Source organism: Streptomyces sp. NPDC046870 (assembly GCF_040704595.1).
Classification (GTDB): domain Bacteria; phylum Actinomycetota; class Actinomycetes; order Streptomycetales; family Streptomycetaceae; genus Streptomyces; species Streptomyces argyrophylli.
On record NZ_JBEYXM010000024.1, the window covers coordinates 1 to 13412 of the forward strand.

Annotated in this window: 7 protein-coding genes, 1 tRNA gene and 3 pseudogenes; 9 read left to right on the forward strand and 2 right to left on the reverse strand. The window is 74.3% G+C overall.

What is annotated here, in order from left to right:
- From AB0946_RS33500 to AB0946_RS33525, 6 genes and pseudogenes are all read left to right on the forward strand, one after another.
- Positions 1-420, forward strand: a pseudogene (locus AB0946_RS33500) (aldehyde dehydrogenase); the annotation flags it as partial.
- Positions 421-703: 283 nt separating this feature from the next.
- Entirely contained in the window at positions 704-1642 is a 939-nt protein-coding gene (locus AB0946_RS33505; RefSeq protein WP_366764455.1) for an SRPBCC family protein, read from the forward strand.
- On the forward strand, positions 1639-2814 hold the full coding sequence (locus tag AB0946_RS33510; RefSeq protein ID WP_366764456.1) for a zinc-dependent alcohol dehydrogenase: 1176 nt from the start codon (positions 1639-1641) through the stop codon (positions 2812-2814). Before AB0946_RS33505 ends, AB0946_RS33510 begins: the two co-directional genes overlap by 4 nt.
- A gap of 376 nt (positions 2815-3190) precedes the next feature.
- Positions 3191-3307 (forward strand): annotated as a pseudogene (locus AB0946_RS33515) (XRE family transcriptional regulator); the annotation flags it as partial.
- Positions 3308-3466, forward strand: a pseudogene (locus tag AB0946_RS33520) (DNA mismatch repair protein MutT); the annotation flags it as partial.
- 120 nt (positions 3467-3586) lie between these two features.
- A tRNA-Ser gene (locus tag AB0946_RS33525) sits at positions 3587-3671 on the forward strand.
- A 165-nt stretch (positions 3672-3836) separates the two neighbouring features.
- On the opposite strand, the gene AB0946_RS33530 is transcribed toward AB0946_RS33525, so the two are convergent.
- Complete coding sequence (locus tag AB0946_RS33530; protein WP_366764457.1) at positions 3837-4709, reverse strand: bifunctional DNA primase/polymerase; 873 nt, start codon at positions 4707-4709, stop codon at positions 3837-3839.
- Between the two features lie 370 nt (positions 4710-5079).
- On the opposite strand from AB0946_RS33530, the gene AB0946_RS33535 reads away from it, so the two are divergent.
- The 3 genes from AB0946_RS33535 (at position 5080) to AB0946_RS33545 (ending at position 8184) form a co-directional block, all read left to right on the forward strand.
- Positions 5080-5391, forward strand: coding sequence for a hypothetical protein (locus AB0946_RS33535; RefSeq protein ID WP_366764459.1), 312 nt, complete (start codon positions 5080-5082; stop codon positions 5389-5391).
- Between the two features lie 424 nt (positions 5392-5815).
- A complete protein-coding gene (locus AB0946_RS33540; protein ID WP_366764460.1) occupies positions 5816-6373 on the forward strand; it encodes a SigE family RNA polymerase sigma factor in 558 nt (185 codons plus the stop codon).
- A gap of 155 nt (positions 6374-6528) precedes the next feature.
- Positions 6529-8184 carry a long-chain fatty acid--CoA ligase gene (locus tag AB0946_RS33545; protein ID WP_366764539.1) on the forward strand — a complete coding sequence of 552 codons (1656 nt, stop codon included), beginning with the start codon at positions 6529-6531 and terminating at the stop codon, positions 8182-8184.
- Positions 8185-8266: 82 nt separating this feature from the next.
- Here the strand turns inward: AB0946_RS33545 and AB0946_RS33550 are convergent, their stop codons facing one another.
- On the reverse strand, positions 8267-13222 hold the full coding sequence (locus AB0946_RS33550; RefSeq protein WP_366764461.1) for a PAS domain-containing protein: 4956 nt from the start codon (positions 13220-13222) through the stop codon (positions 8267-8269).
- Positions 13223-13412: the final 190 nt, after the last annotated feature.

Consider the following 13412-nt stretch of genomic DNA (forward strand, 5'->3'; position numbering starts at 1 on the left):
GTCGGCTATCAGGCACACGATCCCCAGGGGCACGAGGACGCCAGTCTCACGCTCAACGGGCTGATCGACTCGGTCCGGTTCACCGGTCACATCGGCGTGGTGGGTGTGTTCCTGCCGCAGGATCCGGGCGGCGAGGAAGCCCAGGGTGAGCTGGAGGCCCAGGGCAAGGTGCCGATCGACTTCGGGATGATGTGGTTCAAGGGCCAGCAGATGGGGACGGGTCAGGCGCCGGTGAAGAAGTACAACCGGGCGTTGCGGGACCTGATCGCCGGCGGGAAGGCCAAGCCGAGTTTCGTCGTCTCCCACGAGCTCGGCCTGGACGAGGCCCCCACCGCCTACGAGCACTTCGACGCCCGTGACGAGGGCTGGACCAAGGTCGTCCTGCACCCCGACGGACACGGCAACGGCCACAAGAAGTAGGGAGCACAGGGCCGCCGCCCGCCTGCCCTCCCAAGACCGGGCCGGCCGACCAACGGCGTCCGACCCCGGCTCCGGCCGGGGTCGGACGGCAGCCGCCGCCTGCGCTCCTGTACCTGGCAGCGGCGATCGACCGTGTCCGGCTCACCACCGCGGCGCCGGTGGGTGACGGAAGCCGAGGATTGGATGCGGGCCACGCGGAAACTCCGCCGTTGTCCACTCCGCACCTCTCACCTCGCCCGAGCGGCCCGCCTTCCGTTCACCTCACCGCACGTGGGGAGCACTCATGAAGACAGACACCCGTTCCACCTCCCGCCTCCAGCACGATCCGCTCGTCCGCGGCCTCGGCTGGGCCAGCGCGCTCCTCGGCGTGCCCCAGGTCGTCGCCCCGGCCGGCTTCGCCCGGGCCCTGGGCGTCGGTGACGCCGTCCGGCACCGCTCGGCGACGACCGCCGTCGGCGTGCGCGAGCTGGCGGCGGCGTCCGGGCTGCTGGGGCGACCGCACCCCGCCTGGCTCTGGGGCCGCGTCGGCGGCGACCTCATGGACCTGACGATGCTGACCCGCGCCCTGAGGAACCACAACGGCCGCGGCGTGGGGCGCACCGTCGCCGCGACCGCCGCGGTCACCGCCCTCACGGTCACCGACGTCTACGCGGCCGTGACCCGCACCCGTAGGAGCACCCCCATGGAACTGACCGCGACCACCACCGTCGGCCGGCCCCCGGACGAGGTCTACGCCCTCTGGAGGGACCTGGAGCGGCTGCCAGACTTCATGGCGCACCTGGAGGAGGTGCGCGTCACCGGGCCGCGCACCAGTCACTGGCGGGCCAGCGCGCCGTTCGGCAAGACGGTCGAATGGGACGCCGAGACCACGCAGGAAGTCGCCGGCCGGCTGATCGCCTGGCGGTCGGTGGACGGCGCCGACATCGACAACTCCGGCGAGGTCCGCTTCGAGCCCGCCCCCGGCGGCCGGGGCACGGAGATCCGGGTGACCCTGCGCTACGACCTGCCCGGCGGGGCGCTGGGCCAGGCCGCGGCGCGCTACTTCGGGGAGGAACCGCACCAGCAGCTGGACGACGACCTGCGCCGCTTCAAGCAGATCGTGGAGACCGGCGAGGTCGTCCGCTCCGAGGGCGCACCCGGCGGCAAGCGGGCCCGCGGCGAGTTCCCGCAGCACCCGGCGCGACCGCTGACCGAGGAAGAGCTGAAGGAGGCCCTCGCATGAAGGCGAACTGCTGGACGGGACGCAACTCGGTCGAGGTGCAGGACGTCCCCGATCCCTCGATCATGAACAGCCGCGACGCCATCGTGAAGATCACCTCGACGGCGATCTGCGGCTCCGACCTCCACCTGCTCGACGGCTACGTCCCCACCATGCAAAAGGGCGACATCATGGGCCACGAGTTCATGGGGGAGGTCGTCGAGGTCGGCTCCGGCATCAGCGACGGCACACTGCGCGTCGGGGACCGGGTCGTCGTGCCGTTCCCCATCGCCTGCGGCGCCTGCGCGTCCTGTCGCGCGGAGCTGTACTCCTGCTGCGAGAACACCAACCCCAACGCCGGCATCTCGGAGAAGCTGTTCGGCCACCCCACCGCCGGCATCTACGGCTACTCCCACCTCACCGGCGGCTTCGCCGGCGGTCAGGCCGAGTACGCCCGCGTGGTGCTCGCCGACGCCAACGCCCTCAAGATCGAGTCGGACCTCACGGACGAGCAGGTGCTGTTCCTGTCCGACATCCTGCCGACCGGGTTCATGGGTGCCGACATGTGCGACATCCAGGAAGGCGACGTCGTCGCCGTCTGGGGCGCCGGTCCGGTCGGCCAGTTCGCCATGGACAGTGCCCGGGTCCTGGGCGCGGAGAAGGTCATCGCGATCGACAAGGAGACCTACCGGCTCGACATGGCCGCCTCCCAGGGCTACACCACCATCAACTTCGAGGACACCGACGTACGCTCGGCCCTGCTCGAGCTCACCGGCGGCCGGGGCCCCGACAAGTGCATCGACGCGGTCGGCCTGGAGGCCACCCACGGCGCCTCCCACGTCCACCTCTACGACCGCGCCAAGCAGGCGGTCCGCTCCGAGACGGACCGGCCGCACGCCCTGCGCCAGGCCATCATGTCCTGCCGCAGCGGCGGCGTCGTGTCGGTCATCGGCGTCTACGGCGGGCTGATCGACAAGTTCCCGGCGGGTGCCTGGATGAACAGGTCCCTGACCCTGCGCACCGGGCAGTGCCACGTGCACAAGTACATGAAGCCGCTGCTGGGCATGATCGAGCAGGGCAAGATCGACCCCACCCGGATCATCACCCACCGACTGCCCCTGACCGAGGCACCGACCGGCTACGACCTGTTCAAGAACAAGAAGGACCACTGCGAGAAGGTCGTCCTCACGCCGTGAGGGGCCCCGCTCCGATGAAGTCCACGTGGGAAAGGGTGTGGCCGGCACGCCAGCAGGCTGACGCCGAACCGGCGTGAGCCGCGGACGAACGACGCTCTGCCCCAGGTGGGCAGGGGTGAATGGGTTGCCCGAGCGGCCTAAGGGAACGGTCTTGAAAACCGTAACTTCACGTCGGGTCAAGGGGGTTGCAGCCGCACCCGCGTTCGGGCACGCCGCCCCCCGGGTGCCATCGGCACCGGGGTCCTGACCAGGGATTCCCCGACCGGACCACCTCGGTTCGCTGTCCAGGCTGAGGGGTGGTCCGGTCTCTTTTGTGTGCGCCCGCCGATCGCGACATGGGCGGCGAGCGACGGGCGTCAGGGAACCGCACGCCCTCCGCGGCGCGGAGGAGAGGTTCGGCCACGGGATCGAGTCCCGTTGCCGACTCGCCCTTATGCACTACCGCCCGCTTGCCGGGATACCTGACATCGAGGTGCGCACCCATGCCACCACAACCGCCCGCGTGGTCGGGGGCCGGCTCGCAATCTCGGACGAGTCAACGGAGCTTCGGTTCGTCCAGCCGGAGGAGATCGATCAGCTGCCGATGCACCACACGCAGCGGCTCCGGATCCGGCACTTCATGGAGCACCGTGAGCGGCCCTACCTCGGCTGATCGCTCCACAGTGATCGTGGGTCGAGCCAGGGACAGTGGACCCCGTGGGGACCACAGCACCCGCACGGCGCCCGATCCCGGTACGCTGTACCCGCTCCGCCCCAGGTGGGCAGGGGTCAAGGTGGGTTGCCCGAGCGGCCTAAGGGAACGGTCTTGAAAACCGTCGTGGCGCGAGTCACCGTGGGTTCAAATCCCACACCCACCGCACGGGAGAACGGCCCCTGACCAGCACCGCGGTCAGGGGCCGTCGTCATGCGCGACACCCCTCGGCGCCCGCTGGTTCCCATCCGGCCGGGCACGGGAAGGGCACGGCCGGCCAGGCTGGGAGGTCACCCCATGGCGGCCCCGTCCGGCCGTCGGCGTCCGGCCCTCACGGCAGGTGTCCCGTCAGCCGGGCCGCCGACGCGATCGTGGCGCGGGCCTCGCGTTCGGTCAGGCCGGTGTCGCGGGCGGCGGCCACGAGGGGGTCCGTCAGGGCGGGTCCGAGACCGTTCTCGTAGGCGCGGCAGGCCGCCCAGAACAGGCGGGTGTTGCGCTGTCCCTCGTGCGCCGCGAGCACGAACTGGACGAGTCCCTGGCCGTGGCCTCCCATGGCCGGGCGGGTGGGGTGCGGCGCGCGGGGCGGGGGGAGGAGGAGCCGCAGGAGGGACGGCGGGCAGGCGGCCGGGGCGAGGTCGGCCGTGCCGGGCACGGCCGTGTAGACGCCGTGGTCGGTGCGGGAGCCGGGGCCGACGAGATAGCCGCCGGCGCCCCGGATGTCGATGCCGGGGGCGAGCCGGCCGGCCGAGTTCGGCACGACGGTGTCGGGCGGGCCGGTCAGCCAGAGGTGGCGGCCGCCGCTGGGGGTGCGGACGACGACCGTCTCCGGGATCGTGAACAGATGGCGCAGGGCCAGTTCCCTCAGGGCGGCCGAGGAGTCCGTGCCGGACTTGGTGTCCAGGTCGACGCCGATCAGGTGGTACGGGGGCAGCCCGCAGGCGATGCCGTAGCCGGTGGCCCAGGGCGCGGCGGCGAAGAGCTCGCGGATGCGGCCGGGGTCGGTGGAGGCGTCGTACACGCCGTGGCCGAAGCGGCCGCACCCACCGTGGCAGGGCCGCCCCGCCGGGGCCGGGTCCTCGCGGTGCGGGGAGCGCAGGGCCGGGAGCTTCGTCCGGGACAGGGGGATCACGGCCAGTCCGCGTTCGGCGGCTGACAGGGCGTGCGCGAGGGCCAGCGTCGTGGCCTGCCGGTCGATGGTGGCCATGCTTCTATGTTCGTACACGCGTTCGAAAATGGGAAGGGCGGGACAGGGTGACGCGCCGGTACCAGGCGGAGGGGCCCGGAAGAACGCCGGAACGATTCACCCCTTATGTCGCTTGAGGTCGGGATAAGACGTAGAGAGTGGTCTGGGAGTGGATGCACGGAAAAGCGGCGATGAGGGTTTATCGACTTGTCATCACGCTTGCGTGCGAATCGCGGCTTCCCGCACGGTTCTCCGAAGCCCCGGTGGGCAACTGTGGAGGCGCGACGTCGTCCACGACAGCCGGGGCGGTCGGCCAACCGCCCCGGCGACAGCCGATGGTTCACGCGCTCGCGGCCCCAGGGCCGCAGAGTGATTGATTCTGGAGGAACACATGGCAAGCATCCGTACCGCCCGCGTTCTCGCCGCCGTCTCCGCTCTCCCGCTCGCGGCCGCCCTCTTCGCCGGCGTCGCGACGGCGGACAACGGCGCCCTCGCGGACGACGGATCGAACTCGGGCGTGGCGGCGGTTCTCGGCAGCGGGGTCGGTGACGACAACAGCGGCAACTCGTCCACCACGAACCAGAACGCGGCCGGCTCCGGTGCCTCGAACCGGAGCAACACCGCCCAGGTCAACGGCTCCGCGTTCACGGCCGTCCGGCAGGGCGACGAGAACGTCCACGTCCACTTCACCCCGCTCTGGTGAGCCGGGGGCGAGGGCTCTCGTGAGGTGGGCCCTCGTGGGGTGTGCTTCGGGGTCGCGAGACGTCGGCGCGGCGGTGCCTCGGTGCCGCCGCGCCGGCGTTTCCCACGCCCCTGCGGGGCCGGCTCGGGGGCGTACCCGCGCGGTTGAACGGCGTCGCCGAGTCGGTCCGCCGGCTGCGGGGAACGGTCGTGCACCAGGGCCCGGGGCGGCCCGCACCCCGGTGAGGGCCGGTACCGGGGTGCCGGCGTCCGGCCTGGTCCTGACGGCGGACGGGCGATCTCCTCGGGGTCGTACCCGCAGACGGGTCACACCCGCACTCCACCTTCAGGAGGTGGAGGCAGCCCCACCCCTACAACCTGAGGGGGACTCGCCTTCGGGACCTGCGGCCGATCCGCGCCCCGGGCCGCCCTCCTAGCGTGGAGCCATGACCACACCCGTCTGCACCAGCGCCTCGGCCGCCGCCGCACCCGGGCGGCAGACGCCCGCCTACCCGTCGTTCGCCTCGTACGTGCGGGCCCGTCAGCCGGTCCTGCTGCGCACCGCGCGCTCGCTGACCGCGAACCCGAGCGACGCCGAGGACCTGCTGCAGACCGCGCTCGCCAAGACCTACGTCGCCTGGGAGCGGATCGAGGACCAGCGGGCGCTCGACGGCTATGTGCGCCGGGCACTGGTGAACACCCGTACCTCGCAGTGGCGCAAGCGCAGAGTGGACGAGTTCTCCTGCGACGAGCTGCCCGAGCCGGAGCCCGTGCCCGGCGGCGACGACCCGGCCGAGCGGCAGGCCCTGCGCGACGCCATGTGGCGGGCGGTGCTGCGGCTGCCGGCCCGTCAGCGGGCGATGGTGGTCCTGCGGTACTACGAGGACCTCAGCGAGGCCCAGACCGCCGAGGTGCTCGGCGTGTCGGTGGGCACGGTGAAGTCGGCGGTGTCCCGCGCGCTGGGCAAGCTGCGCGAGGACCCCGAACTGGAGCTGGCCCGCTAGGGTCTTGCGCTCGGATCCTGCCGGGCTCCTCCGCCCCCGGCCGGGATTTTCCTGCGCCCAGTGACCCACCCCCTAGTGACATACCGCGCGGTATGTGCGCAGAATCAGCGCACCCCCCTACTACCGCGTAGGCAATGTCGCCCGGGAGGAACGCCGTGCTGGCCACCATGCAGGACGTACCGCTGCTGATCTCCAGGATCCTGACCCACGGGTCGACGGTCCACGGCTCGTCGCGGGTGACCACCTGGACCGGGGAACCCGAGCCCCACCGGCGCACCTTCGCCGAGATCGGGTCCCGCGCCGCCCAGCTGGCGCACGCCCTGCGGGACGAGCTGGGCGTGACCGGCGACGACCGGGTCGCCACGCTCATGTGGAACAACTCCGAGCACGTCGAGGCGTACTTCGCGATCCCGTCCATGGGCGCGGTGCTGCACACCCTCAACCTGCGGCTGCCCGCCGACCAGTTGGTGTGGATCGTCAACCACGCGGCCGACAAGGTCGTCCTCGTCAACGGCTCCCTGATCCCGCTGCTCGCGCCGCTGCTGCCCAGGCTGCCCACCGTCGAGCACATCGTCGTGTCCGGACCCGGCGACCGCGCCCCGCTCCGGGACGTCACCGCCCGGGTGCACGAGTACGAGGAACTGCTCGCCGGCCGGCCGGCCGGCTACGACTGGCCCGAGCTGGACGAACGCCGGGCCGCCGCCATGTGCTACACCTCCGGCACGACCGGCGACCCCAAGGGCGTGGTCTACAGCCACCGTTCCATCTACCTGCACTCCATGCAGGTCAACATGACCCAGTCGATGGGCCTGACCGACCAGGACACCTCCCTCGTGGTCGTCCCGCAGTTCCACGTCAACGCCTGGGGCCTGCCGCACGCCACCTTCATGACCGGCGTCAACATGCTGATGCCGGACCGCTTCCTGCAGCCCGCCCCGCTCGCCGAGATGATCGAACGCGAACGGCCCACCCACGCGGCGGCCGTCCCCACCATCTGGCAGGGCCTCCTCGGCGAGCTGCACGCCACACCGCGTGACGTCTCCTCCCTCACCCAGGTCACCATCGGCGGCTCGGCCTGTCCGCCCTCCCTGATGGCGGCCTTCGACGAACTCGGCATGCGGGTCTGCCACGCCTGGGGCATGACGGAGACCTCCCCGCTCGGCACGGTCGCCCGCCCGCCGGCCCACGCGGCGGGCACCGACGAGGAGTTCGCCTACCGCCTCACCCAGGGCCGCTTCCCGGCCGGCGTCGAGGCCCGCCTCACCGGCCCCGGCGGCGAACGCCTGCCCTGGGACGGCGCGTCGGCGGGCGAGCTGGAGGTGCGCGGCCCCTGGATCGCGGGCGCCTACTACAACGGCCCCGGCGCCGAACCCCTGCGCCCCGCCGACAAGTTCAGCGAGGACGGCTGGCTGAAGACGGGAGACGTCGGCACCATCTCCCCCGACGGCTTCCTCACCCTCACCGACCGAGCCAAGGACGTCATCAAGTCGGGTGGCGAATGGATCTCCTCCGTCGAGCTGGAGAACGCGCTGATGTCCCACCCGGACGTCGCCGAGGCAGCCGTGGTCGCCGTACCGGACGACAAGTGGGGCGAGCGCCCGCTGGCCACGGTCGTCCTGCGGCCGGGCGCGACCGCCGGCTTCGAGACCCTGCGCGCCTTCCTCCTGGAGGAGGCCCACATCGCCAAGTGGCAGCTCCCCGAGCGCTGGACGGTCGTGGAGTCGGTGCCGAAGACGAGCGTCGGCAAGTTCGACAAGAAGGTGCTGCGGCGGCAGTACGCGGACGGGCGGCTGGACGTCACCCGGCTCTGAAGACCCCCGCGGGCCGCCTCCCCGGAAGGAGACGGCCCGCGGACCCTCGTCGGTGACGGGGTGCTAGGGCCGACGAAAGGCCCTAGTTCGTGCCGATGCGGGCCAGCAGGTCCACGATCCGTGACTGCACCTCACCGCTGGTCGACCGCTCGGCGAGGAACAGCACGGTCTCGCCGGAGGCCAGGCGGGGCAGGTCCGCCGGGTCGACGGCGGCGGTGTAGACGACCAGCGGGGTGCGGTTCAGCTGCCCGTTCGCGCGCAGCCAGTCCACGATCCCGGCCCGCCGGCGGTGCACCTGCATCAGGTCCATCACCACCAGGTTCGGCCGGAACTGCCCCGCGAGCGTCACCGCGTCGTTGTCGTTCGCGGCCCGCGCCACCTGCATCCCGCGCCGCTCCAGCGTCGCGGTCAGCGCGAGCGCGATCTCCGCGTGCTCCTCGATGAGCAGCACCCGCGGCGGATGCTGCTCGCTGTCCCGGGGAGCCAGCGCCTTCAGCAGTACGGCGGGATCGGCGCCGTACGCCGCCTCACGTGTCGCCTGCCCGAGCCCGGCCGTGACCAGTACCGGCACCTCGGCGGCCACGGCGGCCTGCCGCAGCGACTGCAACGCCGTCCGTGTGATCGGACCGGTCAGCGGGTCCACGAACAGCGCGGCGGGGAAGGCCGCGATCTGGGCGTCGACCTCCTCGCGCGAGTGCACGATCACCGGCCGGTAGCCACGGTCGCTCAGCGCCTGCTGGGTCGTCACGTCCGGCGCGGGCCACACCAGCAGCCGGCGCGGGTTGTCCAGCGGCTCCGGGGGCAGCTCGTCGTCCAGCGGCTGCGGACGCGGGGTGTCCGCCACCTCCACGGCCCCACCCGGACCGTCCAGCGGCTCCGGCCCCTCGGCGGCGTCGGGCCCCGGTGCGCCTATGGCGTACGACCGCCCGGCGCCCTCGGTGCCCTGCGCCGGCCGCGCCTGCCCACCGAGCGAGGGCTGCGGCACGGGCGCCGGGGCGGTGGGCGAGGGGTGTGCCGGGGACGGCTGCCCGGCGAGCGGGTTCTGGCCGCCGAGGGACGGCTGCCCGGCCGTCGCGGGGTGCGCGGGCGCGGGTTCGGCGGCCGGGTGCGGCCGGGCCGCCTGGTCCTGCTGCTCCTGGCCCGCGGGGGCCGGGTCGGGGCGGGTGCCCAGCTTGCGCCGCCGGCCCGAACCGCCCGGCGCGTGCGGCGGCGGGGTCGCCGTCGGCTGCTGCACCTGGGCGGCCTGCCGCGCGAACGGCACGCCCTGCCCGAGCGTACGGACGCTGATCGCCCGCCCCTGCGTCGAGTCCGGGTCCACGGGGCCGCCACCGGCGGCTTCGGCGGGCAGCGGCATCGCGACCCGCTGCGGCCGGCCACCGGCCGGGGCGCCGGGGGCGGGGATCCCGCTGCCGGAGGTGTCCCCGGAGCCGGGCCACTGCTGCGGGACGCCGGCGGCAGGGGTGCCCGGAGCCTGACCGGGGACTCCCGCACCGGAGGTGTCCCCGGAGCCCGGCCACTGCTGCGGGACGCCGGGCGGCACCGGGGCGGCTTGGGCCCCCTGCGCCCCGGCGGGCGCCTGACCGGTGCCGGCCTCGGCGGGCAGCGGCAGCGCACCCGGGGACGCCGCGGGCGTACCGGCGGCCGGGACGCCCGACTGGGCGGGAGTGAGGTGGGGGGCGGTGCCCTGGCCCTGCGGGGCCGGGCCGGGCACGCCCTGGACCGGCGTGCCGTGGGTGGGCGTGGCCTCGGCGGGCGCGGAGTGGCCCGGCGTCCCCGGGGCCGGCGCGGCGGCACCGGGCTGGGCGCCCGGGCCCGCGGGCACGGCACCCTGCGCCTGGGCGACGGGACCGGCCTGGACGGGGCTGCCCTGCGCCGGAACGCCGTGCGCCGGGGCCCCCTGACCGGGGGCCGGCGGTACGGCCGTACCCTGCGGGACCTGGCCGGAAGCGGCCGGTGCCGGAAGGGGCTGCGGCGGGGTCTGCCCGGGCGCGGGCGCCACCGCCTGGGCGGCCTCGGCGGGCTGGACCACGGCCCGGCGGCGCCGGCCGGTCGGGGCGGTGGTGGGATGCGGCTGCGGCGGGGTGTGGTCCTCGGCCTGGTCGAGCGGTACGGCGTCGTGCCGGCCGTCGTCACCGGCGACGCCCTGCGCGGGCACCGGCATCTGGGCGGGAACCCGCACCTGACCGGGCAACGGCCCCGCACCGGCCACCGGACCGGCGACACCGGGCCCGTCGGCGGCGGGACCCGCACCGGGTGCGGCCGGGGCGACGGCGCCCGGAGGCACGGGTGCACCGGCACCCGGGGGGACGGGGGCCGTGCCGACGGGGGCCACAGGGCCACCGGCGGGGACGGGAGTACCGGGAGCCACCGGGGCACCGGCGGGGACACCGGCTTGCGGGCCGGCAGGCGCGACGGGAACTCCGGCACCCGGAGCCGTTCGACCCCCGGCATCCGGAGGGACGGGGGCGCCCGCAGCGGGAGCCGCCTGGTTCCCGGCACCGGGAGGCACCGGAACACCGGCACCGGGAGCCACTAGGCCGCCGGCCACGGCGACCCCGGCACCCGGGCCCGTACCGTTCCCCGCACCCGTACCCATGGCGTCGGCCGCGTGGCCCTCCGGACCCGGGCCGTCCGGGGACCGGTCCGCCTCGGCCGGCGGCAGGGCGAAGACCGTGCGGGCACCGCCCGCCTCCTGCGCCGCGGCCCGCTCCGCCGCCGCGGCCCGCTCCGCCGCCGCGGCCAGCGCCCGTCGGCGCCGTCCCGTCGGCTGCGCACCGTCGGCCGGAACCGCCTCGCCGCCCTGTGCCGGCACCACGGATGCACCCTCGGCCGGCACCGCCCGCGCACCCGGCTCGCCACCCGCCGCCGGAAGCGCCGGAGGCAGCGCGGCCTGCGGGGCGCCCGAGTCGCGGCGGGCACGTCGGCCCGTCGGCACGGGCACGCCCTGCGGAGGCACGGTGCCACCGAGTCCCGTACCCGAGGCGGCGGCTCCCGCGCCCTGCTCGGCGGAGGTCATCACGGACCCCTCGGACACTCCCTCGGCGTTGTCCGCGGGCCGGCCGCGGCGGCGCCCGGTCCCACCGGACGCGCTCTCCGCGCCCTCGGCCGGGAGCGCGGCACCGTCCTCGGCCGGCGCGGCGGCACGCCGCCGGCGCCGTCCGGTCGGCGCGGGCGCCTCCGGGTCACCGGTGTCGCCCGCGTCGGCCACGTCACTGTCCAGGAAGGCGTCCGTGGAGGACCGCCGGGCCCGCCGCCGGCCGCCGACGGGACCCTGCCCGGCCGCACCGGCGTCGTCCGTGCCGCCCTCACCGCCGTCGGGCACCCGCACCGCGACCGGCGCCGCGGCGGCCGTCGCCGCCCCCGCCGCGACCGCGCCCGCCCCGCCGCCGAGCGGTACCTCGAGCACGTACGCGCTGCCGCTCATGCCCGGCACCTCGTGCGTCTGGAGCACACCGCCGTGGGCCCGCACGATCCCGCGCACGATCGGTTCGTGCACCGGGTCCCCGCCGGCGTACGGGCCGCGCACCTCGATCCGCGCGACCTCGCCGCGCTGCGCTGCGGCCACGACGACGGTGTTGTCCAGGTAACCGCCCGCCGAGACAGGCGTGTTGCCGGTGGCGTCGACCCCGGCGACGTCCGCCACCAGGTGCGCCAGCGCGGTGGCGAGCCGCTGCGGGTCGACCTCGGCCTCGATGGGCGGCGCGTGGACGGCGAACTGCACGCGTCCCGGCCCGATGAGCTCGACGGCACCGTCCACACCGGCGGCGACGACGGCGTCCAGCATCACCTTCGTACGGGTGATGTCCTCGCTGCCGGCGTCCAGCCGCTGATAGCCGAGGACGTTGTCGATGAGGGTGGTGATCCGCGAGTACCCGGCGGAGAGGTGGTGCAGCACCTGGTTGGCCTCGGGCCACAGCTGCCCGGCGTCGTCGGCGGCGAGCGCGGACAGCTCGCGGCGCAGCTCGTCCAGCGGCCCGCGCAGCGACTGCCCGAGCAGCGTGAGCAGCTGTTCGTGCCGCCCGGCGAGGGCCTCGTACCGGTCCTTCTCCCGCTCGGCGAGCGCCGCGTACCGCTCCTCGCCCGCCGCGAGCTCCTCCGTGTGCTTCTCGCGCAGCTCCTCGACCTCGGCGACGTGCTGCTGGCGCAGCGCGGTCAGGTCGGAGGCGTGTTCCTCGGAGAGCCGTTCCAGCTCCTCGGCGTGCGCCTTCTCCAGCGCGGCCTTCTCCTCCACCAGGGCGTCGTACGGCCGCCGGTCGGTGAAGGTCATCACGGCGCCGACGAGCTGGTCGCCGTCGCGGACCGGCGCGGTGGTCAGGTCGACCGGCACCTTCCGGTCGCCCTTGGACCACAGCACCTGCCCCCGCACCCGGTGCTTGCGTCCGGAGCGCAGGGTGTCGGCGAGCGGCGACTCGTCGTACGGGAAGGGAGAGCCGTCGGCGCGGGAGTGCAGCACCAGCGTGTGCAGCTCCTTGCCGCCCAGCTCACCGGCCCGGTACCCCAGTATCTGGGCGGCGGCCGGGTTGACCAGCACGATCCGTCCGTCGGTGTCGGTGCCCACGACACCTTCCGCCGCCGCCCGCAGGATCATCTCGGTCTGCCGCTGCGACCGGGCCAGCTCCGCCTCGGTGTCCACGGTCCCGGACAGGTCCCGGACCACGATCATCAGCAGCTCGTCGCCGGTGTAGCCGTAACCGTCGTACGCCTGCTGCCCGTTCTCCAGGTTCGCGCTGGTGACCTCGACCGGGAACTCGGCCCCGTCGGTCCGCCGCGCGACCATCCGGGTCGGTTTGGTCCGTCCCGTGGGATCCATGTGATCGGGCCGCCGCATGGAGCCCGGGATGAGCCGGGAGTCGAACTCGGGCAGCAGATCGAGCAGCCCGCGCCCCACGAGAGCCGTGCCGGGCGTCTCGAAGGCCTCCAGCGCGATGGTGTTGGCGTTGACGACGGTTCCGTTGGCGTTGACCAGGACCAACGCGTCCGGCAGCGCGTCGAGTATGGCTGCGAGGCGAGCAGCGCCTCGGGATGGCCTGCTGCTCACGAGACGCCTTCCTCCCTGTTACCGCACCTTGCCGACCGCTCGGGCCATCTTGCCAACCGGCCCGCGACGTGTCACGCGAGGGAGTCTAAGCGCACGGGTCCCGCCCGCGGCGCCGGATGAGAGGGAGGTCCCACGAGGAAGTGACGGCGAACGGGTGACCGTATGCGCCGGCTCCCCGACTCCTCCCCGG